Origin of the sequence: Cronobacter sp. JZ38, from assembly GCF_008932145.1 — a bacterium.
Lineage (GTDB): Bacteria > Pseudomonadota > Gammaproteobacteria > Enterobacterales > Enterobacteriaceae > Cronobacter > Cronobacter muytjensii.
In genome coordinates this window covers 3,699,307-3,723,793 of record NZ_CP017662.1, presented here as the reverse complement: position 1 = coordinate 3,723,793, position 24,487 = coordinate 3,699,307, and the positions used below count along the sequence as shown (strand labels likewise).

Sequence of the window (24,487 nt, the reverse complement as noted above, 5' to 3'; positions counted from 1 at the left end):
TGTCAATGCCGTTCACTGCCGCGCAGGCAGCTTAGAAAACTGAAACCAGTAAGGCTGACCAGGGCGGAAAGTTCACTGCCGCGCAGGCAGCTTAGAAAGCCTCGCGAAAGTCGAGGCCGAGCGCGACGAGGTTCACTGCCGCGCAGGCAGCTTAGAAAAGCAACACACCAACGACCCGCTGGATGTGACGGTTCACTGCCGCGCAGGCAGCTTAGAAATTACGCCGCGATTGATGCTCGCATAGCTGAATGTTCACTGCCGCGCAGGCAGCTTAGAAACACAGTTGTGTCTCCGTTTGTACCGGCTCCGGGTTCACTGCCGCGCAGGCAGCTTAGAAAAGGGCAGGGCGAGAGCGGCAGCGCTGGCAAACGTTCACTGCCGCGCAGGCAGCTTAGAAAATGCCAGCGACCACTGATATAGCTATGCAAACGTTCACTGCCGCGCAGGCAGCTTAGAAAACTGACGCCTCCGGGCTTCGCCCTCCGCGATCGTTTACTGCCGTACAGGCAGCCACAAATCGTATACTGCTCCGCCAGACTTGACCTTCCCGCAAGGGGAGGGTTTAAGCTCAACGGGTGCACGTTGACGATAAGGACTGGAAGATGCAACGCCGAGATTTTATCAAGTACACCGCCGCGCTGGGCGCGTTAAGCGCGCTGCCGACATGGAGCCGGGCCGCGTTTGCCGCAGAGCAACCGGCGCTGCCCATTCCGGCGCTATTGACGCCCGACGCCCGCAGCAGCATTCAGCTTACGGTGCAGGCGGGCAAAACCGCGTTCGCCGGGAAAAATGTCACCACCTGGGGCTATAACGGCTCGCTGCTCGGGCCGGCTATCAAGCTGCGCCAGGGGAAGCCGGTGAATGTCGATATCCGCAATACCCTCGCCGAAGAGACCACGGTGCACTGGCATGGCCTGGAAGTGCCGGGCGCGGTGGACGGCGGCCCCCAGGGCGTTATCGCGCCGGGGCAGACCCGCAGCGTAAGCTTTACGCCGGAGCAGCGCGCCGCGACGTGCTGGTTCCACCCGCATCAGCATGGCAAAACCGGGCATCAGGTCGCGATGGGGCTGGCAGGGCTGGTGCTGATTGAAGATACCGAAAGCCTTCAGTTGATGCTGCCGAAGCTCTGGGGTGTCGACGACGTGCCGCTGATTATTCAGGATAAAAAATTTACCGCCAACGGCGAGGTCGACTATCAACTGGATGTGATGACCGCTGCCGTGGGCTGGTTTGGCGATACCTTGCTGTGCAACGGCGCCGTTTATCCGCAGCACACGCCGCCGAAAGGCTGGCTGCGCCTGCGTTTGCTGAACGGCTGTAACGCGCGCACGCTGAAAATTGCCGCGAGCGACAATCGCCCGCTGTACGTTATCGCCAGCGACGGCGGTCTGCTGGCGGAGCCGGTGAAAGTGACTGAGCTGCCGATGCTGATGGGCGAGCGTTTCGAGGTGCTGGTGGATACCAGCGACGCGAAGCCTTTCGATATCGTGACGCTGCCTGTGACGCAGATGGGTATGACCGTCGCGCCATTTGATAAACCGCAGCCGGTGGTGCGCATTCAGCCTGTTGTGGTGCCCGCGTCGGGCACGCTGCCGGATAAACTCGTGGATGTGCCGGCGCTGCCTGCGCTCGACGGGCTCCAGGAGCGCTGGCTGCAATTAATGATGGACCCGATGCTGGATATGATGGGGATGCAGGCGCTGACAAAACGCTACGGCAAGCAGGCGCTGGCGGGCAACCCGCACGGGCAGATGATGAGCCAGATGGGCCACGGCAAGATGTCGCACGGCGATAAGGGCCACGGCGGGCACGGGTTTGATTTCCACAACGCCAATAAGATCAACGGCAAAGCGTTTGATATGAACGCGCCCGCGTTCGCGGCGTCCCTGGGGAAATATGAGCGCTGGACCGTTTCTGGCGAGGGCGACATGATGTTGCACCCGTTCCATATCCACGGCACGCAGTTCCGCATTCTGACCGAGAACGGCAAGCCGCCCGCCGCGCATCGCGCCGGATGGAAAGATACAGTGTGGGTAGAAGGCGCGCGCAGCGAAGTGTTGGTGCGCTTTGATTACGCGGCATCGGCGGAGCATGCCTATATGGCGCATTGCCATTTGTTAGAGCATGAAGATACCGGGATGATGTTAGGTTTTACGGTGGCGTGATGCGATGAATGGCGGGTAAGCGCAGCGCACCTGCGCGCTGTTCAATTACAACACCGCCTGGTAAAAACATCCGTCAGCTCCACCATCCGCGCCCATAAAAAAAGCCCCTCGATGAGGGGCTTTTTATTATCCGACGCGGTTACTTCGCATCATCCGGCAAAGCATAGGCGACGATGTAATCGCCCATTTTGGTGCCGAACGAGCCGTGGCCGCCTGCGGAGATCACGACATACTGCTTGCCGTTCACTTCATAGGTCATCGGCGTCGCCTGGCCGCCAGCCGGCAGGCGGGCTTCCCACAGCTTCTCGCCGTTGGTCACGTTGTATGCGCGCAGATAGTTATCTGCAGTCGCACCGATGAACAGCACGTTACCGGCGGTGGTGACAGGACCACCCAGCATCGGCATACCCATGTTAAACGGCACCGGGAACGGCATCGGGAACGGCATGCTGTCGCGCGGCGTACCGATGCGTTTTTTCCACACTACGTCGTTGGTCTTCAGATCCAGCGCGGAGATATAACCCCATGCCGGCTGCTTGCACGGCAGACCAAACGGAGAGAGGAACGGGTTCAGGGTCACGCCGTAAGGCACGCCGTACTGCGGCTGGATACCGGATTCACTGCCGGTGCCCTGCGCGTCTTTCGGCTGCTCCATCGGGTTGCCCGGCCCACGCGGAATGAGTTTGGACACGAACGGCAGCGCCATCGGGTTGGCAATCGCCACCTGGCGGTGCGGGTCGATAGCCAGACCGCCCCATTCGAACATCCCCAGGTTACCCGGGAATACCAGGGTGCCCTGCTCAGACGGTGGGGTGAAGATGCCTTCGTAACGCAGGCTGTGGAACATCACGCGGCAGACCAGCTGGTCATACATCGTGGCGCCCCACATATCCGCGCCGCTCAGATCTTTCCTCGGACGGAAGGAGAGCTCAGAGAACGGCTGCGTCGGCGTCACGTAGTCGCCTTTCGCGGCACCCTGCGGAACCGGTTTTTCCGGCGCCGGGACAACCAGCTTGCCGTTGCGGCGATCCAGCACAAAGATGTTGCCGGTTTTCGCCGGTGCGTAAATCACCGGAACGGTTTCGCCTTTCACGGTAATGTCGGCAAGGGTCGGCTGCGCAGGCAGGTCCATATCCCACAGGTCGTGATGAACGGTCTGATAAGACCACACCAGCTTACCGGTCGAGGCGTTCAGCGCGACGATAGAGCTCGCGTAGCGCTCCTGCTCCGGTGTGCGGTTGCCGCCCCAGATATCCGGAGTGGTAACGCCCATCGGCAGGTAGACCATGTCGAGTTTCGCATCATAAGACGCCGGCGCCCAGGAGTTCGGGGAGTTCGGCGTAAAGTGATGCTCATCCGCCGGGATCGCATTCGGGTCTTTGGCACCCGGATCGAACGCCCACAGCAGTTTACCGGTGTTGATATCAAAACCACGGATGACGCCTGACGGCTCACGGGTGGAGAAGTTATCGGTCACCGCGCCCGCAATCACAATCACCTTATCGGTGACGATCGGCGGGGAGGTCGGCTCATACATGCCCGGCGTCGTGACCGGCATGTTGGTTTGCAGGTTCAGAATGCCTTTATTGGCGAAGCTTTCACACAGCTTGCCGTTATCCGCATTCACCGCAAACAGACGACCATCATTCACCGGCAGGATAATACGACGCGGGCAATCCGCGACAACGTCCGGGTTCGCATTCGCCGTCGTCGCTTCGTGATACGACACGCCGCGGCAGGTGACATGCTGGAACGTTGGGTTCGTATTCAGCTGCGGATCAAAGTGCCATTTCTCTTTACCGGTCGCGGCATCCACGGCGAAAAGACGCTGATGCGCGGTGCAAAGGAAAAGGGTGTCGCCCACTTTAATCGGCGTCACTTCGTTAGTGATTTCACCCGGATCGTTCGGCAGCTTCAGGTCGCCGGTGCGGAACACCCAGGCTTCTTTCAGCTGATGAACGTTATCGGTGTTGATCTGCTTGAGCGGAGAGTAACGCTGACCTTCCTGGTTACGCCCGTAAGCCGGCCAGTCGCCGTCAGGAATGCTCTGGCTGCCGTTCACGGCGGCAGGCGTGCTGTCCGCGCTGAGCGTGCCGTTGATTTCCTGCGGATCGTTAAAGCCCGCCCAGAACAGGAGCCCGGCGGTGATAATTAACGAGACCAGCAGCGCCGGTACGCCTGCGCGCGACGGCGTGCTGAGGCGACGCCAGACGAATGGCAGGATAAGCCAGACGCCGAAGAACACCAGAACGTCGCAACGCGGCGTCAGCGCCCAGAAGTCGAAGCCGACTTCCCAGATGCCCCAGGCCATCGTCCCAAGCAGGATAATGGCGTAAAGCCACAGCGCCGCGGCGTTACGTTTCCAGAGTAACCATGCTGTCGCCAGCATGCCCACCCCTGCGATGGGGTAGTACCAGGAACCACCGATTGAAACCAGCCATATACCACCAACCAATAAATACAGCCCTGATAATGCTGCGAACAGGGCTGTGAGAATCACGAGAAGTCGTGATTGTGTCTTTTTTGTTTCTGCCATAACCACACTCTTAATTTTTAAGTAGCAAGTTATTATAGTTGTTAACATATGTGATCTTAATCACAAAAAGAGCTTTTCGCACTTTTCTGCCGTCAGGGCGTTTTGCTGGTATACTGCCCCGCTTCTCAATCGTTACCGGCGGCAGCCGCGGCGGGTATCGGTGATTTATTTTTAAATCAAACGGTTAGCGATATGAAACATACTGTTGAAGTGATGATTTCCGAAGCGGAAATCAAGGCGCGCGTTGAGGAACTGGGCCGTCAGATTACGGAACGCTATCAGGACAGCGGCAGCGAAATGGTGCTGGTAGGGCTGCTGCGCGGCTCTTTTATGTTCATGGCGGACCTGTGCCGCCAGGTTAAAGTCGGGCATGAAGTCGATTTTATGACCGCCTCCAGCTACGGCAGCGGCATGTCCTCGACGCGGGATGTCAAAATCCTTAAAGACCTGGATGAAGATATTCGCGGTAAGGATGTGCTGATCGTTGAAGATATTATCGACTCCGGCAACACGCTGTCGAAAGTGCGCGAAATCCTGAGCCTGCGCGAGCCGAAATCACTTGCCATCTGTACGCTGCTGGATAAGCCGTCGCGTCGCGAAGTGGAGGTTGAAGTGGAGTTTGTCGGCTTCTCTATCCCGGATAAATTCGTGGTGGGTTACGGCATCGATTATGCGCAGCGCTATCGCCATCTGCCGTATATCGGCAACGTGGTGATGCTGGAAGAGTAAATCCAGCGTGCAAAAAAAGGGGCCAGCGGCCCCTTTTTTATTTCACGAACGCCCTTATTTATGGCTGGCGTGCGTTTTCTGGATATTGGAGACGCCTTTGCGATAACCCTGTTCCAGCGTGTCGCGGTCGGTAGCGGTCACGTCCAGATCGCGCAGAAGGCCATCGTGAATGCCATAAGCCCAGCCGTGAAGCGTCACGTTCTGGCCGCGTTTCCACGCGGACTGCATGATGGTGGAGTGGCCAAGGTTATAGACCTGCTCCATCACGTTCAGCTCGCAGAGCGTGTCGAGGCGTTTTTCCTGCGGCAGCTCGCTCAACAGCGCGTTATGTTTAAACCAGATGTCGCGGATATGCAGCAGCCAGTTGTTGATAAGGCCAAGCTCCGGGTTTTCCACCGCAGCCTGCACGCCGCCGCAGCCATAGTGGCCACAGATGATGATGTGTTCCACTTCCAGTACGTCGACCGCGTACTGCACCACGGAGAGGCAGTTGAGGTCGGTGTGGATAACCAGGTTCGCCACGTTGCGGTGAACAAAAATCTCGCCCGGCTCAAGGCCGGTCAGACGTTCAGCCGGTACGCGGCTGTCGGAACAACCGATCCAAAGGAAGCGCGGTTTCTGCGCCTGCGCCAGACGTTCAAAAAAGCCAGGGTCTTCTTCCACCAGCATTTTTGACCAGATTTCGTTATTACTAATGAGAGTGCTGATATCTTTCATAGAGGTTAACAACCTGTAACCAGACAATTGCGTTGGGGTAATATAGGGCAACTAAACTTTTTTTTAAACCACACAACTTATGCAAGAAAACAAGGTGACTGGACATCCATGACAATTGCACTGGAGCTGGAGCAGCTTAAAAAAACCTATCCCGGCGGCGTACAGGCGCTGCGCGGCATTGATTTACAAGTAGAAGCGGGGGATTTTTACGCACTGCTGGGGCCTAACGGGGCGGGAAAATCGACCACCATCGGCATCATCAGCTCGCTGGTCAATAAATCCTCCGGTCGGGTGCGCGTGTTTGGGTACGATCTGGAACGGGATGTGGTGAACGCCAAACGCCAGCTGGGGCTGGTGCCGCAGGAGTTTAACTTCAACCCCTTCGAGACCGTACAGCAGATCGTCGTCAACCAGGCGGGTTATTACGGCGTGGAGCGCCGTGAAGCCATCGCGCGCAGCGAAAAGTATCTTAACCAGCTCGATCTGTGGGAAAAACGCAACGAACGTGCACGTATGCTTTCCGGCGGGATGAAGCGCCGTCTGATGATTGCCCGCGCGCTCATGCACGAGCCGAAGCTGCTTATCCTTGATGAACCAACCGCGGGCGTCGATATCGAGCTGCGCCGTTCGATGTGGGGGTTTCTGAAAGATCTGAACGACAAAGGCACCACGATTATCCTGACCACCCACTATCTCGAAGAAGCGGAGATGCTGTGCCGCAATATCGGCATCATCCAGCGCGGCGAACTGGTGGAAAACACCTCCATGAAATCGCTGCTCTCCAAGCTGAAATCAGAGACGTTTATCCTCGATCTCGCCGCGAAAAGCCCACTGCCGAAGCTCGAAGGCTATCAGTATCGGCTGGTGGATACCGCAACCCTTGAGGTGGAAGTGCTGCGCGAGCAGGGCATCAACAGCGTCTTTAATCAGCTGACCGCCCAGGGCGTGCAGGTGCTGAGTATGCGCAACAAAGCGAACCGCCTTGAAGAGCTGTTCGTCACGCTGGTGAATGAGAAACAAGGAGAGCGCGCATGATGCAGCTTTATTGGGTCGCCCTGAAGAGTATCTGGGCGAAAGAGGTGAACCGGTTTGCACGCATCTGGGTGCAGACCCTGGTGCCGCCGGTCATAACGATGACCCTCTATTTTATTATTTTCGGCAATCTTATTGGCTCACGTATCGGCGAAATGCATGGCTTTAGCTACATGCAGTTTATCGTGCCGGGCCTCATCATGATGGCGGTGATCACCAACTCCTACGCCAACGTAGCCTCGTCGTTTTTCAGCGCCAAGTTTCAGCGCAATATCGAAGAGTTGCTGGTAGCGCCGGTGCCGACACATGTGATTATCGCCGGTTATGTTGGCGGCGGCGTGGCGCGCGGCCTGTGCGTCGGCGTGCTGGTGACGGCCGTGTCGCTGTTCTTCGTGCCGTTCCAAGTCCACTCGTGGCTGTTTGTCGCCCTGACGCTGCTGATGACCGCCATTCTGTTTTCGCTTGCGGGCTTGCTGAACGCGGTCTTCGCGAAAACGTTTGACGATATCAGCCTGATCCCGACCTTCGTGCTGACGCCGCTTACTTATCTCGGCGGGGTATTTTATTCGCTGACGCTGCTGCCGCCTTTCTGGCAGGCGCTGTCGCATTTAAACCCAATCGTCTACATGATTAGCGGCTTCCGCTTCGGTTTCCTCGGCATTTCCGATGTGCCGCTGCTGTTTACCGTCGCCGTGCTGGCGTGCTTTATCGTCGCGTTCTATCTGCTGTGCTGGTATCTCATCAGCCGCGGGCGCGGCCTGCGTTCCTGATGCGCTAACCGCGTCGGCGTTGATGAATATCACGCCGACGCGTCGCCACTTCGCTACACTACCCGGCCTGATGCAAGGAGATTCGCCATGTTAGGTTGGGTTATCGCCTGTCACGATTACGCCGCCCGCGACTACGCCGAACAGCTCGAAGCGCAGTTTGGCGCGCTGGCGCTGTGCCGGACAGTGGATTACTGGACGGGGCTTAGCACCAATATGCTAAGCCGTATGATGTGCGACGCGCTCTGGCACGTCGACCGCGGCGACGGCGTGATTTTTCTGACCGACAGCGTAGGCGGCGCGCCGTATCGCGCGGCGGCGCTGTTGAGTCATAAACATCCGCATAGCGAAGTTATCGCCGGCGTCACTTTACCGTTGCTGGCGCAGATGTACCCGCTGCGCGACGCGTGCGACAGCGCGGCGTTTCGCGACGCCATCGTGCAGGCTGGCGGCGAGGGCGTTACCAGCCTCTGGCATCAACAGCAAAAGCACCCGCCGTTTGTCCTGCTGCACGATAAATAACAGATTGGCTTGGTATTCATGTCACTTTTGTTAAAATGCACACAATTTCACCTCTGGTTGTCACTGTTCCTTCATTTCTATGTTAAAGCGTCTTTTTATCTGCCTGCTGCTGCTAGCCGCAGGCGCCGCGCAGGCGAGCCTGCTCGGCAACGAACCCGTTCCCGCGCAATATATGCAAATCACGGAAGATGCCGCTATCTGGGCCAAAGTAGGGGATAACGTACGGACAGTGGGCACGATCCGTAAAGGGCAGCTTCTGGCGGTCGTCCCGATTGCCGCTGACTATTACGAGTTCCGCTTTGGCTTCGGCACCGGATTTATTGATAAAAATCACCTGACCGACGTGCAGGGCAATAACCGGGTGAAAGACAGCCTGGGGGATCTCAATAAGCCGCTCAGCAACCAAAACCTGATCACATGGCGGGATGTCACCGTCTATAACGAGCCGGACATCAACAGCGCGCCGCTCGGCACGCTTGCGGAAAACCTGCGCTATCCTGTTGTCGGCAAGCTGAAGGACCGTCTGAATCAGACCTGGTATCAGATCCGCATCGGCGACCGGCTGGGGTATGTCAGCAGCCTGGAGGCGCAGGAGGATAACGGCGTTCCGGTGCTGACGTATCACCATATCCTGCACGATGACGAGAACACCCGGTTTCGCCATACCTCCACCACCACCTCGGTACGCGCGTTCAGTAACCAGATGACCTGGCTGCGCGACCAGGGGTATGCGACGCTCAGCCTCTACGATCTCGACGGCTACGTGCATAACCGCGTCAATCTGCCTGCCCGCGCGGTCGTCATTACCTTTGATGACGGCCTGAAATCGGTTTATCGCTACGCGTATCCGGTGCTGAAAGCGTACGGCTTTAAGGCGACGGCGTTTATTATCTCATCGCGCATCAAGCGCCATCCACAGCCGTGGGAGCCGAAGTCGCTGCAGTTTATGAGCGTCTCTGAACTGAAAGCGATCCAGGATGTGTTTGATATCCAGTCGCACACCCATTTTCTGCACCGTACCGACGGCGCGCATCATCCGATCCTGCTAAGCCGCACGTATCACAACATTCTTTTTGATTACAAACGCTCGCGCCGCGCGCTGGCCCAGTTCAATCCGCATGTGCTGTTTCTTTCATATCCGTTCGGCGGCTATGACGATAAAGCGGTGAAAGCCGCGGGCGACGCCGGGTTTCATCTGGCAGTGACGACGGTGAAAGGAAAGGTGAAACCGGGCGATAACCCGTTTCTGCTGAAGAGGCTCTATATCCTGCGCACCGATTCGCTGGAGACGATGTCGAAAATCATCAGCAACCAGCCGCAGGGATAAAAAAAGCCCTCGCGAGGAGGGCTTCATCTGTCGGTGCCGGGCGTTACGCCACCTGCACCGGCACCGCTTTGGCGATGCGTTTCATCTCATTGTCGCCGTCGAAATAGGCAACTTTCGGCTGCCAGCTACGCGCCTGCTCATCCGGCATGGTGACGTAGCTTGCGATAATCAGGATATCGCCGACATCCGCGCAGTGGGCCGCCGCGCCGTTCACCGAAATGATTTTCGAGCCGCGCTCGCCGGCGATGGCGTACGTTGAAAAGCGTTTGCCATTGGTCACGTTGTAGATATCAATAGCTTCATATTCCAGAATGCCCGCGGCCTCGAGGAAATCCTGATCGATGGCGCAGGAGCCTTCATAATGCAGGTCCGCCTGAGTGACTTTGACGCGGTGCAGTTTGCCCTGCAACATGGTGCGAATCATAACTTGAACCCTGTTTACCAGAATGTCGTCAGCGCCGGGCGGTGACCCGGTGCCAGGAATTTATCCCGGGCAGTATTGCCCTTTTTACCCGGACTGTCTACTGGGCTAATTCCACGGTCTGATTGTCGATTAATCGCGCCTGACCCAGCCATGCGGCCATCAGGATCACCGCCCGTTTGCTTGCCGGCGAGAGCGCCAGCAGCGTGTCGGCATCGCGGATTTGCAGGTCGTCCGGACGAAAGCCTTTGTCGCTGAGTTCTTCGCTTGCTGCGGCAATTATCGCCTCCAGATCGCGCTCGCCCGCGCGCAGTTTCTCCGCCATCGCGTTCATCACCTTGCTAAGACCCGGCGCGATTTTGCGCTGGTCGCTGGTCAGGTAGCCGTTGCGCGAGCTGAGCGCCAGACCATCTTTAGCGCGTACCGTCGGCACGCCGATGATATCGATGTCGTAGCCCATGTCGGCCACCATTTTGCGGATAAGCGCCAGCTGCTGATAATCCTTTTCGCCAAAGCAGGCGACATCCGGCTGCACCAGGTTAAAGAGTTTGCTGACCACGGTCGAGACGCCACGAAAGTGCCCCGGACGGCTTGCGCCTTCGAGCATTGTGGAGATGCCCGGCACCTCGACAAACGTCTGGTCGCTCATGCCGTGCGGATAGACCTCTTCCGGCGTCGGGGCGAAGACAATATCGGCGCCGCGCTTTTTCAGCTTTTCACAATCTTCCTGAAGCGTGCGCGGATAGCGCGCCAGGTCGTCGGCGCGGTCAAACTGCATCGGATTAACGAAAATGCTTACCACCACCACGTCGGCGTGGGTTTTCGCCTCATCCACCAGTTTCATATGGCCATCGTGCAGGTTGCCCATGGTCGGCACCAGCGCGATGCGTTTGCCTTCCATACGCAGACGGCGGATCTGCTGGCGCAACAGTGGTAAGGTTTCAATAATCAGCACAATACGACTCCTTTAGTGAAAACTGTGTTCTTCGCCCGGATACGCGCCGGACTCCACCTCAGCGATATACTGGCGCACCGCGGCGCGCATGTCGCCCGCCTGCGTCAGGAAGTTTTTGGCGAATTTAGGAATGTGGCCGCCGGTAATACCGAACGCGTCATGCATCACCAGGATCTGGCCGTCAGTGACATTGCCAGCGCCGATGCCGATGACCGGAATGGAGAGGGCTTCGGTGATGCGCTGCGCAAGCGCCACCGGCACGCATTCCAGCACCAGCAACTGCGCGCCGGCAGCTTCTAACGCCAGCGCGTCGTCAAGCAGCGTCTGGGCCGCGGCTTCATCGCGACCCTGCACTTTATAGCCGCCGAAAATATTGACTGACTGCGGCGTCAGGCCCAGATGCCCGCACACCGGCACAGCGCGTTCAGTCAGCATCCGCACGGTGTCGGCAAGCCAGCGACCGCCTTCGATTTTGACCATATTCGCGCCCGCGCGCATAACAGCGGCGCTGTTTTCAAACGCCTGTTCCGGGGTGGCGTAGGCCATAAACGGCAGATCGGCGAGCAGCAGGCAGTGCGGCGCGCCGCGTCGTACCGCGCGGGTATGATAGGCGATATCGTCTACCGTCACCGGCAGGGTGGAGTCGTGTCCCTGGACCGTCATTCCCAGAGAATCGCCGACCAGCATGACGCCAATCCCTTCTTCTTCAAAGAGTTTCGCAAAACTGAAATCGTAGGCGGTAATGGTGGCGAACTTCTTGCCCGCTTCCTTCAGGCGTCGCAATTGAGAAATGGTTGTCGGTTTCATGAGTGTCCCGCAAACAGAAAAAAAGCAGTGTAAACGATGCGTTTGCGGGAGGATACCGCGAGGAAAGCGGAAGCGGAATTTTTTGGTTTACCAGTGACGAATGGCTGAGCAATCAAGGCGTTCCAGCACGTCGGCCAGCCGCTCGCCATCCGGAAAGTGCAGCGTCGGGGCGATCTGTGCGAGCGGCAGCAGCATAAAAGCGCGGTTTTTCATGTCGTAGTGCGGAACGGTCAGCCGCGGCGTGTTTATTGTCTCATCGCCAAACAGCATGATGTCGAGATCGAGCGTGCGCGGCCCCCAGCGCTCCGCTTTACGCACGCGCCCCTGTTGCAGCTCGATGCGCTGGGTATTATCGAGGAGCGCATCCGCCGTAAGCGAGGTTTCCAGCGCCACGGCGGCGTTCAGGTAATCGGGCTGATCCTGCGGACCGAGCGGCGGAGTGCGATAAAATGACGAGGTCGCCACGATGCGGCTGTGCGGGATCTGCGCCAGCGCGGCCAGCGCGTCGTTCACCTGTGAAAGCGGCTCGGCGAGATTGCTGCCGAGCGCGATGTAGGCCAGAGTCACGCGCTGCCCTCGCGGCGCGGGGCGCGGCGGCGGGGACGACGCTGACGACGGCGCTCAGCCGGCTCGTCGCCCAGATCGTTAAGCATATTTTTTTGCAGCGGCGGCGCGGCCGACTGGAATTCACCCCACCAGTTCGTCAGGCGTTGCAGCTCGCCGTTGTTTTCCGCTTCGGCGCGCAGCGCCAGCAGATCGTAGGCGGCGCGGAATTTCGGGTGCTCCATCAGTTTCCAGGCGCGTTTACCCTGACGGCGCGACAGGCGCAGCTGCAGCATCCAGATATCGCGGATAAGCGTGGTAATGCGTTTCGGGATAGCGAGCGAGCGGCAGGCTTCGTCCAGCACGTCGTTCATCGCCAGCGCGAAGGCGTCATAGTAAGCAAGCCCGCTCTCCTGGGCGATTTTCTGCGCCATTTCGAGCTGCGGATACCAGTACATGGCGGCGAACAGGAAAGCCGGGTTCACGCGCATGTCGTTATGGATGCGGTTATCGGTATTCTTCAGCACCTGCGCGATGATGCGCTCCATCGGGCTGTCACCTTTCTCGGTGAAATAGCGGCTGATACCCGGGAACAGCGGCTGGAACAGGTTATATTCGCACAGCAGGCGATACGTGGCGTAACCGTAGCCTGCCTGTAACAGCTTTAAGGACTCTTCAAACAGACGCGCCGGCGGCACATCGTTCAACAGCGTGGCGAGGCGCGGGATGGGCTCCCCGGTCTCCGGGCTGATGCGCATATCGAGCTTCGCGGCGAAACGCACGGCGCGCAGCATACGCACCGGATCTTCGCGGTAGCGGGTTTCCGGGTCGCCAATCAGACGGATAATCCCGGCGTTAAGATCGTTAAGACCGCCTACGTAATCGCGCACCGTGAAATCGGCCACGCTGTAGTAAAGGCTGTTAATGGTGAAATCGCGACGCTGGGCGTCTTCTTCAATCGAGCCGAAGATATTATCGCGCAGCAGCATGCCGTTCTGGCCGCGCTGGGAAGTGGCGCGATCGCTCACGCTCTCTTCATGATGGCCGCGAAACGTGGCGACTTCGATGATTTCCGGCCCGAACATGACGTGCGCCAGGCGGAAGCGGCGGCCTACGAGGCGGCAGTTGCGAAACAGCTTGCGCACCTGATCCGGCGTCGCGTTGGTGGTGACGTCAAAATCTTTCGGTTTTTTGCCAAGCAGCAGATCGCGCACACCGCCGCCCACCAGCCAGGCTTCATAACCGGCTTTATTCAGGCGGTACATCACCTTGAGCGCGTTCTCGCTGATATCTTTGCGGGAGATAGCGTGCTGTTCGCGCGGGATAATGGTTATGGCGGGCTGTGCGGCGCCTTCGTCAACCACGCTCTCCTCGCGGTTTAACACCTTACGGCAAAAATTAGCGACTCGGGTAAAAATGGTGCACCTCGGTAGTGTCAGTCTCTGGACAAAAAACAGCGGCTAATATAGCTCAGCGCAACGCGTTTGAGAATGCCGGATTCGCGGCCACCGCCGCAGGCACCGCGCTGAGATCCCATTTTTCCACCGCCTGACGCAACAGCGTTTCGGTGGAAAGCGCGCGCCAGTCGTCTTCGACCGGCTGGTTTAAGAACGCCAGCGCGGCGCTCAGCACCGGACGCGGATCGCCCTTGGGCAGCGGCGGCGCGTGATTCTGTTTGGACAACTTGTTGCCATCCGGGTTAATTACCAGCGGCAGATGCACGTAATCGGGCGCCTGCCAGCCCAGTTGCTGATACAGCGAAATCTGGCGCACCGTCGGCTCGATAAGATCCGCGCCGCGCACGATTTCCGTCACGCCCTGGAAGTGGTCATCCACTACCACCGCCAGGTTATAGGCGAAAAGCCCATCCCGGCGATGAATAATAAAATCTTCGCGCGCCAGCGCCGGATCGGCGGTGAGTGTGCCGCGCAGTTTATCGGTAAAGGCCATAACCGGATGCGTCTGCACCAGCCGGACGGCCGCGTTTTCCGGGCCGTGATGCAGCGTGCGGCAGTGGCCGTCATAGACGCCGCCTGTCTGCTGAATGCGGCTGCGCGGGCAGGTGCAGTAGTAGCTCAGCCCGTGCTCGCGCAGGTATGCTAACGCCTCGCGGTAGGCGTCATGGCGTTGCGACTGGTACAGCACCTCGCCGTCCCAGTGCAGGCCGTAGTGCTCAAGCTGGCGCAAAATCGCGTCGGCGGCGCCAGGCATTTCGCGCGGCGGATCGATATCTTCAATGCGTACAAGCCACGTACCCTGCAATGCGCGGGCCTGCAGATAACTGCCGAGCGCGGCGATAAGCGAGCCGAAATGCAGTTCGCCGGAAGGAGAGGGGGCGAAGCGCCCGATATAAGGCTTCACAGACATGATGATGGCAGACATAAAAGAATACGGCGGGAAAATCCCGCCGTGAGTGATTTTGACCTGTGTCGGCGATTAGCCGGCCATCTGTTTTTCGCGGATTTCGGCGAGCGTCTTGCAGTCGATGCACAGATCGGCGGTAGGACGCGCTTCGAGGCGACGGATACCGATTTCAACACCGCAGGATTCGCAGTAGCCGAAATCTTCGTCTTCCACTTTTTTCAGCGTTTTTTCAATTTTCTTGATGAGCTTACGCTCACGGTCGCGGTTGCGCAGCTCAAGGCTGAACTCCTCTTCCTGGGCGGCACGGTCTACCGGATCCGGGAAGTTTGCAGCTTCATCCTGCATATGGGTTACAGTGCGATCGACTTCATCCCGGAGTTGATTACGCCATGCCTCAAGAATACGCTTGAAGTGCGCCAGCTGGGCTTCGTTCATATACTCTTCGCCCGGCTTCTCCTGATACGGCTCCACCCCAGCGATGGCGAGAATACTCAGGGACGATGTTTTACGGTTTTGCCCTTCTTGCATGTTGCTTCTCCTTAACACGCACTATCGATCCCCTTCTCGGGGGAAAAATCAGGCCGCTATAAATAACAGAAGCTTTTCCGGATAGCAATTATCTAAACGTTACACTTGACAACCCTGTGAGGAAAAGCGTATTTGCGCACGCGGCCGTATCATTATTAGTCGATTGCGGATCAACTGGTTATAAGCGAACCGGCAAAGGCGACGTCAGCGTTATCTCACTGGCGGAGAGCGAGGCCTTCCAGGCCAGCACTTCCACCCCCTTGCGCTGCGCCTCGCTTAAAAGCTCGGCGTAGCGTTCATCAATATGGCGTGCCGGGGCGACCTGCGTAATGGCGGAGTGCAGAACGGCGAACAACAGCACGGCCCGATCCCCGTTTTCCACCACGCTCATCAGCTCCCGTAAATGCTTCTGACCGCGCGCGGTCACCGCATCCGGGAAGTAGCCTGAATCGGGCTCCGACAGCGTCACGGATTTCACCTCAATATAGCAGTTAACCTTGTCACTCGCCTGTAACATGAAGTCAATTCGGCTGCGCTCCGCGCCGTACTTCACTTCGCTTTGGAGACTCTCATAACCGGCAAACGCAGGCAGACGCTGTGCCTGTAGCGCCTCTTTCACGACGGCGTTCGCGCGCAGCGTATTCACGCAAATTAACGCCCCGTCGCGGGTTTCGGTTAATTCCCAGGTATGCGGGTATTTGCGCGTCGCCACGCTGGACGTGGAATACCAGACGGTATCCCCCGGCGTGGCGCAGCCGGTCATCGCGCCGGTGTTCGGGCAGTGCAGGGTCAGGGTTTCGCCTTCCGGCGTCACCACATCGGCAAGAAAGCGCTTGTAGCGCGCAATCAGCCGGGCCGGTTGCAGGGCGGGGGTAAATTCCATGTCGCTTCCTTATGGGTTAAGAGACCAGCATTCCAGCGGCTGGTAACGGGTACGTCCCTTTTCAAAACGCGACTCATACAGCACAAACTCCCGCACCGGAAACTGCCAGCCAAACCCTGGCGGCGGCAGCCTGACCGGGTGCTGAGCGTTACGCAGTAATGTGACATGCGGATGAAAGGGTTGCACGCTTTGTGGGCAACCGCTGCGCGCCGCCTGCGCGCGCAGGAGATTCGCGAGCTGCAACAAGCCGCGCGGCGGCTGGCGCGACCCCAGCCAGACCACCTGCGAGCGGGGCCAGTGACCGGCGTCATCAAGATGCAGCGTAAAACCGGGCTGACTGATGCGCCCGGCGAGCGCGCTTAGCGTGCGCTGCTTCTGCGCGCTTACGTCACCTAAAAAGGCGAGCGTAATATGCAGATTAGCGGCGGCGATGGGCCTGCCCGCGTCGGGCGCGAAGGTCGCGGCGCGCCATTCAATAATTTGTTGCTGAAGCCCGGCGGGCAGCGGCAGCGCGAAAAACAGCCGTTTCTGGTCTGACATAGCGGTAACTCGTAATGATCGGGCGGAATGCTACAATGCGTGCCTTTCATAGTAACCCTCTGGAGCCTGTCGTGTCGTCTTTACCGGTCGCCGCCGTTTTGCCTGAACTTCTCAATGCCCTGAAGCATGCGCCCCAGGTGCTGCTTAGCGCCCCGACCGGCGCCGGGAAATCGACCTGGCTGCCGCTGGAGATCCTTAAGTCAGGCGGCTTTGACGGAAAAATCATTATGCTGGAGCCCCGGCGGCTGGCGGCCCGCAACGTGGCGCAGCGCCTCGCGGATCAGCTTGGCGAGCCGTGCGGTCAAACCGTGGGCTACCGGATGCGCGCCGAAAGCTGCACCGGCCCCACGACCCGGCTTGAAGTCGTAACCGAAGGCATTCTGACGCGGCTCTTACAGCGTGACCCTGAGCTGTCCGGCGTATCGCTGGTCATCCTCGATGAGTTCCACGAGCGCAGCCTGCAGGCGGATCTCGCGCTGGCGTTGCTGCTCGACGTCCAGCAAGGGCTGCGTGAGGATCTCAGGCTCCTTATCATGTCCGCGACACTCGACAACGACCGCCTCCAGGCGCTGCTGCCGCAGGCGCCGACGGTCATCTCCGAAGGGCGCAGCTTCCCGGTAGAACGTCGCTATCAGGCGCTGCCTGCGCATCAGCGTTTTGATGAGGCGGTGGCGCAGGCGGTGAGCGGGTTGCTGCGCGACGAAGCGGGGTCGCTGCTGCTGTTTTTGCCGGGCGTCGGCGAGATCCAGCGGGTGCAGACGCAGCTTGCGGAGCGCGTCGGGCGCGATGTGGTGCTCTGTCCGCTGTACGGCGCGCTGCCGCTCGCGGAGCAACGCAAAGCGATCCTGCCCGCGCCGCCGGGCGTGCGCAAAGTGGTGCTGGCCACCAACATCGCCGAAACCAGCCTGACCATCGAAGGCATCCGGCTGGTGGTGGACAGCGCCCAGGAGCGCGTGGCGCGCTTTGACGCCCGCACCGGCCTGACGCGGCTTATCACCCAGCGTATCAGCCAGGCGTCGATGACCCAGCGGGCCGGTCGCGCCGGGCGTCTTGAGCCGGGCATCTGCCTGCATCTCATCCCCAAAGAGCAGGCCGAGCGCGCAAGCGCGCAGGGCGAGGCGGAAATCACCCAGAGCGATCTCGGCGGTCTGCTGCTGGAGCTGCTGATGTGGGGCTGTCGCGATGTTGCCGAACTCCGCTGGCTGGATCTGCCGCCCGCGGTCAACCTTGCCGCCGCGCGCCAGCTGCTGACCACGCTTGGCGCGCTAAAAGACGGCCAGCTTACCGCCCGTGGACGCCAGATGGCGCAGCTTGGCAACGATCCGCGGCTCGCGGCGATGCTGGTCAGCGCGCAGGGCGCGGACGCCCAGGCAACAGCGGCGCGGCTTGCCGCTATTCTCGAAGAGCCGCCGCGCGGGCAGGAGACGGATCTGCGCGGCGCGTTTTCCAGAAACCAGGGCAACTGGCAGGCCCGCAGCGGGCAACTGATGAAGCGGCTGAAGGCGAAAGGCGGCGCGCCGTCGCTGACGCTTGCGCCCTCGCTGCTGGCTGGCGCGTTCAGCGATCGGATTGCGCGGCGTCGCGGCCAGGAGGGACGTTATCAGCTTGCGAACGGCATGGGCGCAATGCTTGAGGGGGACGACGCGCTGACGCGCTACGAATGGCTTATCGCCCCGCTGCTGCTTCAGGGGAGCCACAGCGCCGACGCGCGGATTTTACAGGCGCTGCCGCTGGATATTGACGCGCTGATTGACGCGTGTCCGCACCTGCTACGCCAGCGCGATTCGCTGGAATGGAACGACGAACAGGGCACGCTGCGCGCGCAGCGCCGCTGGCAGGTCGGGGAACTGGTGTTGAAAACCCAGCCGCTGTCGAAGCCTTCTGAAGAGGAGCTGCATCAGGCGATGCTCAACGGCATTCGCGAAAAAGGGCTTTCTGTTCTTAACTGGACGCCGGAGGCAGAACAACTGCGCCTGCGTTTGCACTGCGCGGCGCGCTTTCTGCCGGAACATCCGTGGCCGGACGTGAGCGACGAGGCGTTGCTGGCGTCGCTGGATGTCTGGCTGCTGCCTGAGCTGCGCGGGGTTCACTCGCTGCGCGCGCTGAAAAACATCAATCTCGCCCAGGCGCTGCTGCATTTACTCGACTGGCAGCAGCGGCAACGGCTGGATAGTGCGCTGCCGGGGCATTACACTGTGCCGACCGGCAGCCGGATAGCGATTCGCTATCATGAGGAAAACCCACCGGCGCTGGCGGTGCGCATTCAGGAGATGTTCGGAGAAGCCGAAACGCCGGTTATCGCCGAAGGCCGGGTGCCGCTTACGCTCGAACTGCTTTCACCCGCCCAGCGGCCGCTGCAAATTACGCGCGATCTCAGCGCGTTCTGGCGCGGCGCCTGGAAAGAGGTGCAGAAAGAGATGAAAGGGCGCTACCCGAAACATGTCTGGCCGGACGATCCGGCTAACGCGCTGCCGACCCGGCGCACCAAAAAGTATCAGTAGCGGCGGCGATGCCGTCGTGATGATTTGAGAGCTTTCTTCTTCCGCCTGCGGGCGGAAGAGCCAAGAATCTGGCCTTTGCGCCTGTACGTTGTGGAGAAAAAGCATGGCGGGGAATGACCGCGAACCTATCGGACGCAAAGGACGACCGACGCGTCCGGCAAAACAGAAGGTAAGCCGTCGTCGTCTCAGGGAAGAGGATTATGACGATGAGTATGAAGACGAAGACGATGAGGAGCCAATGCCGCGTAAGGTAAAAGGCAAAAAAGGCAAAGGCGGAAAACCGCGCGGCAAACGCCGCTGGCTGTGGCTTCTGTTAAAGCTGTTTGTGGTTTTTGTGGTGCTGTTTGTTATCTACGGCGTCTATCTGGATCAAAAAATCCGCAGCCGTATTGATGGCAAAGTCTGGCAACTGCCGGCGGCGGTCTATGGCCGTATGGTCAACCTTGAGCCGGATATGACCATCAGCAAGCAGGAGATGGTGAAGCTGTTGGAGGCGACGCAGTATCGTCAGGTGACGAAAATGACGCGCCCTGGCGAGTTTACCGTTCAGGCCAACAGCATCGAGATGATCCGCCGTCCGTTCGATTTCCCGGACAGTAAAGAAGGGCAGATCCGCGCGCGGCTGGAGTTTGACGGCGATCACCTGGCCACTATCGAAAATATGGACAGCAACCGTAACTTCGGTTTCTTCCGCCTCGATCCGCGCTTGATTACCATGCTTTCGTCGCCGAATGGCGAACAGCGCCTGTTTGTGCCGCGCTCCGGCTTCCCGGATCTGCTGGTGGATACGCTTATCGCCACCGAAGACCGGCATTTCTACGAGCATGACGGCATCAGCGTGTACTCCATCGGGCGCGCCGTGCTGGCGAACCTGACGGCGGGCCGCGCAGTGCAGGGCGGCAGTACGCTGACCCAGCAGCTGGTGAAAAACCTGTTCCTGACCAACAAGCGCACGCTGTGGCGTAAAGCCAACGAAGCGTATATGGCGCTTATCATGGACGCGCGCTACGGCAAAGACCGCATCCTTGAGCTCTATCTCAATGAAGTTTATCTCGGTCAGAGCGGCGACGATCAGATCCGCGGCTTCCCGCTGGCGAGCCTCTACTACTTTGGCCGTCCGGTCGACGAGTTGAGCCTCGATCAGCAGGCGCTGCTGGTGGGCATGGTGAAGGGCGCGTCGCTCTATAACCCATGGCGCAACCCGAAACTGGCGCTGGAGCGTCGTAACCTGGTGTTGCGGCTGTTGCAGGAGCAAAAGGTCATTGACCAGGAGCTCTACGACATGCTGAGCGCCCGTCCGCTCGGCGTGCAGCCGCGCGGCGGCGTCATCTCCCCGCAGCCGGCGTTTATGCAGATGGTGCGCCAGGAGCTGCAGGCGAAGCTTGGCGACAAAGTGAAAGATCTCTCCGGCGTGAAGATTTTCACCACCTTTGACTCGGTCGCGCAGGATGCGGCAGAGAAAGCGGCGGTGGAGGGCATTCCGGCGCTCATCAAACAGCGCAAGCTGAAGGATCTGGAAACGGCGATGGTCGTGGTGGACCGCTTTACCGGCGAAGTCCGCGCGATGGTAGGCGGCGCGAACCCGCAGTTCGCGGGCTATAACCGCGCAATGCAGGCGCGTCGCTCAATTGGCTCGCTGGCGAAACCGGCGACCTATCTGACCGCGTTAAGCCAGCCGAACACGTATCGCCTGAACACCTGGATTGCCGATGCGCCGATCTCCCTGCGCCAGCCGAATGGTCAGGTATGGTCGCCGCAGAACGACGATCACCGCTACAGCGGGCAGGTGATGCTGGTGGACGCGCTGACGCGCTCCATGAACGTGCCGACGGTGAACCTCGGTATGGCGCTCGGGTTACAGGCCGTGACTGACACCTGGAAAAAACTGGGCGCGCCGGAAAATCAGCTGCACGCCGTGCCGTCGATGTTGCTGGGCGCGCTGAACCTGACGCCGATTGAAGTGGCGCAGGCGTTCCAGACCATCGCAAGCGGCGGCAACCGCGCCCAGCTTTCCGTGCTGCGCTCGGTTATCGCTGAAGATGGCAGCGTGCTGTATCAGAGCTTCCCGCAATCCGAGCGCGCGGTACCGGCGCAGGCCGCCTACCTGACGCTCTGGACGATGCAGCAGGTCGTGCAGCGCGGGACCGGTCATGCGCTGGCGGTAAAATTCCCGAAACTGCACCTGGCAGGGAAAACCGGCACCACCAACAATAACATCGACACCTGGTTTGCCGGTATTGACGGGCGCGAAGTGGTGATCACCTGGGTAGGCCGCGACAATAACCAGCCGACCAAACTCTACGGGGCGAGCGGCGCGATGGCGATTTACCAGCGCTATCTGAGTAACCAGTCGCCGATCCCGCTGGATCTGACGCCGCCGGAAGATATTGTCGACATGGGCGTCGATGAGATGGGCAATTTCCTGTGCGGTGGCGGAATGCGTACGCTGCCGGTCTGGACCAGCGATCCGAACACGCTCTGCCAGCAGAGCCAGCCGGTCGCGCCGTCGGGCAATCCGTTCGATCAGTCCACGCCGCAGCAGCCGCAGCAGCAGCCTCAACAGGCGCCGCAGCAGGAAGAGAAGAGCGACGGCGTGGCGGGCTGGATTAAAGATATGTTCGGCAGCAATTAACGTCCCTTCCGGGAACACAGGGTTTAGCGCCTCTCCGGCTTCGGCGGGAAGAGGGCTAAACCCTTTTTTATTGTCACCGTTGTTTAATGTGCCGGTAACGTTCCGGCATCTCCCGATTAACCAGATAATTTCCTCTGGTGATTAATTGCCCCGTCGGCCCCCCGCGCCGCGCCAGGCGCTTGCTATATAAACAGCCTTTCGCATATTATCTCGGGCGCATAATAATAATTCTCGTTTACGTTATCATTTGTCACTATCACTCAGAGAAATTAGCATGGCGCGTTCCACTCACACTCAGATCAATACCAGGATTTGCAGACTGGCTGTTTTAGTCGCCACGGCGTGCAGCGGTTTCGCTGCGTCCGCCATTGCTGCCGACAACGGCCAGAAAGAGGAAACGATCACCGTTTCCGCTTCCGCAGCCGCGCAGGAAAGCGCCTGGGGCCCGGCCCCGACCATTGCGGCGAAGCGTTCCGCGACCGCCACCAAAACCGATACCCCCATTGAAAAAACGCCGCAATCTGTTTCGGTTGTGACGCGGGAAGAGATGGACATTCACCAGGCGCAGTCGGTGAAAGAAGCGCTGGGCTATACGCCAGGCGTGGTTGTCAGCAACCGCGGCGCATCGACCACTTATGACTTTGTCAGCATCCGCGGATTTACGTCCGTGGGCTTAAGCCAGAACAACTATCTGGACGGTATGAAGTTGCAGGGCAACTTCTACAACGATGCCGTTATCGATCCTTACATGCTGGAGCGCGTTGAACTGATGCGCGGCCCGACATCTGTGCTGTACGGCAAGAGCAATCCGGGCGGCATTATTGCGATGGTGAGCAAGCGCCCGACTACCGAACCGTTGCGTGAAGTCCAGTTTAAAATGGGCACCGATAACCTGTATCAGACCGGTTTCGACTTCAGCGACGCTATCGACGATAACGGCGAGTTCTCTTATCGCCTGACCGGCGTGGCGCGCTCCAACGACCAGCAGCAGGTCAACGCCAAACAGAAACGCTATGCCATCGCGCCGTCGTTCACCTGGCGTCCGGATGACAAAACCACTTTCACTTTCCTTTCTTACTTCCAGAACGAGCCGCAAACCGGCTACTACGGTTGGTTGCCGAAGGAAGGAACCGTCGAGCCGCTGCCAAACGGCAAGCGTATCGGCAGCGATTTTAACGAAGGCGCGTCGAACAACACTTATTCCCGCAACCAGAAAATGGTGGGATATAGCTTCGAACATGCTTTCGATGACACCTTCACCGTGCGCCAGAATCTGCGTTTCTCTGAGATGAAAACCTCTCAGCAGAGCGTCTACGGCACCGGCATTTGCACCACCAACACGTTTAACGCCCCTTGCCAGGCAATTTCGGCCAGCGAGCGCGATCACTATTTAGGTCGCGGTACCGTCGTGGATAACGAGCGCCTGCAAAACTTCAGCGTCGATACCCAGTTGCAAAGCGCATTCGCGACCGGTGAACTGGATCACACCCTGCTGACCGGCGTCGATTTCATGCGTATGCGTAACGATATCAACGCGAAGTTTGGCACGGCGCCAGCTATCGATCTCAACGGCGGCTACACGCCGGCAGATTTCGATTTCGAGGATGCCGAGCCGTATCAGCTTAATGAGACCAAACAGACCGGGATTTACATTCAGGATCAGGCTGAATGGGACAAATGGGTGTTCACGCTGGGCGGTCGCTACGACTGGTCTCAACAAGCAACAACCGTGCGTGCGAATTCCACTACGCCGGTCGCAGGATCGATTGAGCGCAACGACCATCAGTTTACCTGGCGCGGTGGCGTGAACTATCTGTTCGACAACGGTATTTCCCCGTACGTCAGCTACAGCCAGTCTTTCGAGCCGAACGCATTCGACCTCTACAGCACCCCGCGTATGGCCTTTGCGCCGTCCAAAGGTGAGCAGTATGAAGCAGGCGTGAAATATGTGCCGAAAGATATGCCGATTGTCATTACCGGCGCGGTGTATCAGCTGACCAAAACCAACACCCTGACCACCGATCCGAATGATGCGACCCAGCAGGTTCCGTCAGGTGAAGTGCGCTCGCGCGGTGTGGAGCTGGAAGCGAAAGCTGCGCTTAACGCGAATATCAACGTGACGGCGTCTTACACCTACATTGACGCGGAATACACCAAAGACACCAACCTCAAGGGGAATCACGTTGAGCAGGTGCCGCGTAATATGGGTTCGCTGTGGGGCGACTACACGTTTAACAACGGTCCGCTTTCCGGCCTGACCATCGGCACCGGCGGTCGCTTTATCGGCTCCAGCTACGGCGATCCGGCGAATACCTTTAAAGTTGGTAGTGCCGCGGTGATGGACGCTGTGGTCAAATATGACCTCGCGCGACTGGGCCTGCCGGGCTCAAGCGTTGCGGTAAACGTTAATAACCTGCTTGATCGTGAATATGTTTCCAGTTGCTTCCAGCCTTACGGCTGCTTCTGGGGCGCGGAACGTCAGGTTACGGCGACCGCAACATTCCGCTTCTGATCCGTC

At 59.1% G+C, this 24,487-nt stretch carries 20 protein-coding genes and 1 CRISPR repeat array (1 of these 21 cut by a window edge); of the genes, 9 read left to right on the top strand and 11 right to left on the bottom strand.

The genetic code is table 11. The features are described from left to right. A CRISPR array of direct repeats spans positions 1-518; the repeat unit is 28 nt; unit sequence GTTCACTGCCGCGCAGGCAGCTTAGAAA; it reaches 170 nt to the left of the window's first position. An 84-nt stretch (positions 519-602) separates the two neighbouring features. After that, positions 603-2,165, top strand: coding sequence for a multicopper oxidase CueO (cueO, locus tag BJP61_RS17630; protein ID WP_075194042.1), 1,563 nt, complete (start codon positions 603-605; stop codon positions 2,163-2,165). 139 nt (positions 2,166-2,304) lie between these two features. Here the strand turns inward: cueO and BJP61_RS17625 are convergent, their stop codons facing one another. Next, a complete protein-coding gene (locus BJP61_RS17625) occupies positions 2,305-4,701 on the bottom strand; it encodes a glucose/quinate/shikimate family membrane-bound PQQ-dependent dehydrogenase (RefSeq protein ID WP_038864762.1) in 2,397 nt (798 codons plus the stop codon). A gap of 192 nt (positions 4,702-4,893) precedes the next feature. Between BJP61_RS17625 and hpt the strand changes: the two genes are divergently transcribed. Next, complete coding sequence (gene hpt / locus BJP61_RS17620) at positions 4,894-5,430, top strand: hypoxanthine phosphoribosyltransferase (protein WP_038864755.1); 537 nt, start codon at positions 4,894-4,896, stop codon at positions 5,428-5,430. Between the two features lie 54 nt (positions 5,431-5,484). Here the strand turns inward: hpt and can are convergent, their stop codons facing one another. Further along, on the bottom strand, positions 5,485-6,147 hold the full coding sequence (gene can / locus BJP61_RS17615; protein WP_038864753.1) for a carbonate dehydratase: 663 nt from the start codon (positions 6,145-6,147) through the stop codon (positions 5,485-5,487). 108 nt (positions 6,148-6,255) lie between these two features. Here can and BJP61_RS17610 point away from each other — a divergent pair, with 108 nt between their 5' ends. The 4 genes from BJP61_RS17610 (at position 6,256) to BJP61_RS17595 (ending at position 9,795) form a co-directional block, all read left to right on the top strand. Next, positions 6,256-7,182, top strand: coding sequence for an ABC transporter ATP-binding protein (locus BJP61_RS17610; RefSeq protein WP_038864751.1), 927 nt, complete (start codon positions 6,256-6,258; stop codon positions 7,180-7,182). Continuing rightward, positions 7,179-7,949 (top strand): ABC transporter permease, encoded by a 771-nt coding sequence (locus BJP61_RS17605; RefSeq protein WP_038864749.1) that lies wholly within the window; start codon positions 7,179-7,181, stop codon positions 7,947-7,949. The genes BJP61_RS17610 and BJP61_RS17605 overlap by 4 nt, the downstream gene beginning before the upstream one ends. A gap of 87 nt (positions 7,950-8,036) precedes the next feature. After that, positions 8,037-8,468: a PTS sugar transporter subunit IIA gene (locus tag BJP61_RS17600; RefSeq protein ID WP_038864747.1), complete on the top strand. Its 432-nt coding sequence runs from the start codon at positions 8,037-8,039 to the stop codon at positions 8,466-8,468. Between the two features lie 79 nt (positions 8,469-8,547). After that, positions 8,548-9,795: a polysaccharide deacetylase family protein gene (locus BJP61_RS17595; protein WP_171998875.1), complete on the top strand. Its 1,248-nt coding sequence runs from the start codon at positions 8,548-8,550 to the stop codon at positions 9,793-9,795. Between the two features lie 43 nt (positions 9,796-9,838). Here BJP61_RS17595 and panD read toward each other — a convergent pair whose 3' ends face one another. The 9 genes from panD to thpR form a co-directional block, all read right to left on the bottom strand. Next, positions 9,839-10,219, bottom strand: a complete 381-nt coding sequence (gene panD / locus BJP61_RS17590) for an aspartate 1-decarboxylase (protein WP_007749215.1) — start codon at positions 10,217-10,219, stop codon at positions 9,839-9,841. A 97-nt stretch (positions 10,220-10,316) separates the two neighbouring features. Beyond that, positions 10,317-11,171, bottom strand: coding sequence for a pantoate--beta-alanine ligase (panC, locus tag BJP61_RS17585; RefSeq protein WP_038864743.1), 855 nt, complete (start codon positions 11,169-11,171; stop codon positions 10,317-10,319). A gap of 12 nt (positions 11,172-11,183) precedes the next feature. After that, positions 11,184-11,978 (bottom strand): 3-methyl-2-oxobutanoate hydroxymethyltransferase, encoded by a 795-nt coding sequence (panB, locus tag BJP61_RS17580; RefSeq protein WP_038864741.1) that lies wholly within the window; start codon positions 11,976-11,978, stop codon positions 11,184-11,186. Positions 11,979-12,065: 87 nt separating this feature from the next. Next, positions 12,066-12,545, bottom strand: coding sequence for a 2-amino-4-hydroxy-6-hydroxymethyldihydropteridine diphosphokinase (gene folK, locus BJP61_RS17575; RefSeq protein WP_171998873.1), 480 nt, complete (start codon positions 12,543-12,545; stop codon positions 12,066-12,068). Further along, positions 12,542-13,939 (bottom strand): polynucleotide adenylyltransferase PcnB, encoded by a 1,398-nt coding sequence (gene pcnB, locus BJP61_RS17570; protein WP_217348518.1) that lies wholly within the window; start codon positions 13,937-13,939, stop codon positions 12,542-12,544. The genes folK and pcnB overlap by 4 nt, the downstream gene beginning before the upstream one ends. A 52-nt stretch (positions 13,940-13,991) precedes the next feature. Beyond that, on the bottom strand, positions 13,992-14,888 hold the full coding sequence (gluQRS, locus tag BJP61_RS17565; protein WP_171999362.1) for a tRNA glutamyl-Q(34) synthetase GluQRS: 897 nt from the start codon (positions 14,886-14,888) through the stop codon (positions 13,992-13,994). A gap of 69 nt (positions 14,889-14,957) precedes the next feature. Continuing rightward, positions 14,958-15,413 (bottom strand): RNA polymerase-binding protein DksA, encoded by a 456-nt coding sequence (dksA, locus tag BJP61_RS17560; RefSeq protein WP_007749299.1) that lies wholly within the window; start codon positions 15,411-15,413, stop codon positions 14,958-14,960. A gap of 178 nt (positions 15,414-15,591) precedes the next feature. After that, the gene (sfsA, locus tag BJP61_RS17555; RefSeq protein ID WP_161579963.1) at positions 15,592-16,296 is read right to left on the bottom strand and encodes a DNA/RNA nuclease SfsA; all 705 of its coding nucleotides are present in this window, start codon (positions 16,294-16,296) and stop codon (positions 15,592-15,594) included. Between the two features lie 9 nt (positions 16,297-16,305). Beyond that, entirely contained in the window at positions 16,306-16,836 is a 531-nt protein-coding gene (thpR, locus tag BJP61_RS17550; protein WP_171998871.1) for an RNA 2',3'-cyclic phosphodiesterase, read from the bottom strand. A gap of 71 nt (positions 16,837-16,907) precedes the next feature. Here thpR and hrpB point away from each other — a divergent pair, with 71 nt between their 5' ends. The 3 genes from hrpB to fhuA all read left to right on the top strand — a co-directional run bounded on the left by hrpB (position 16,908) and on the right by fhuA (position 24,481). Next, a complete protein-coding gene (hrpB, locus tag BJP61_RS17545; RefSeq protein WP_171998869.1) occupies positions 16,908-19,337 on the top strand; it encodes an ATP-dependent helicase HrpB in 2,430 nt (809 codons plus the stop codon). Between the two features lie 103 nt (positions 19,338-19,440). After that, positions 19,441-21,969: a bifunctional glycosyl transferase/transpeptidase gene (mrcB, locus tag BJP61_RS17540; RefSeq protein WP_171998867.1), complete on the top strand. Its 2,529-nt coding sequence runs from the start codon at positions 19,441-19,443 to the stop codon at positions 21,967-21,969. 274 nt (positions 21,970-22,243) lie between these two features. Further along, entirely contained in the window at positions 22,244-24,481 is a 2,238-nt protein-coding gene (fhuA, locus tag BJP61_RS17535; RefSeq protein ID WP_171998865.1) for a ferrichrome porin FhuA, read from the top strand. Positions 24,482-24,487 lie beyond the last annotated feature (6 nt).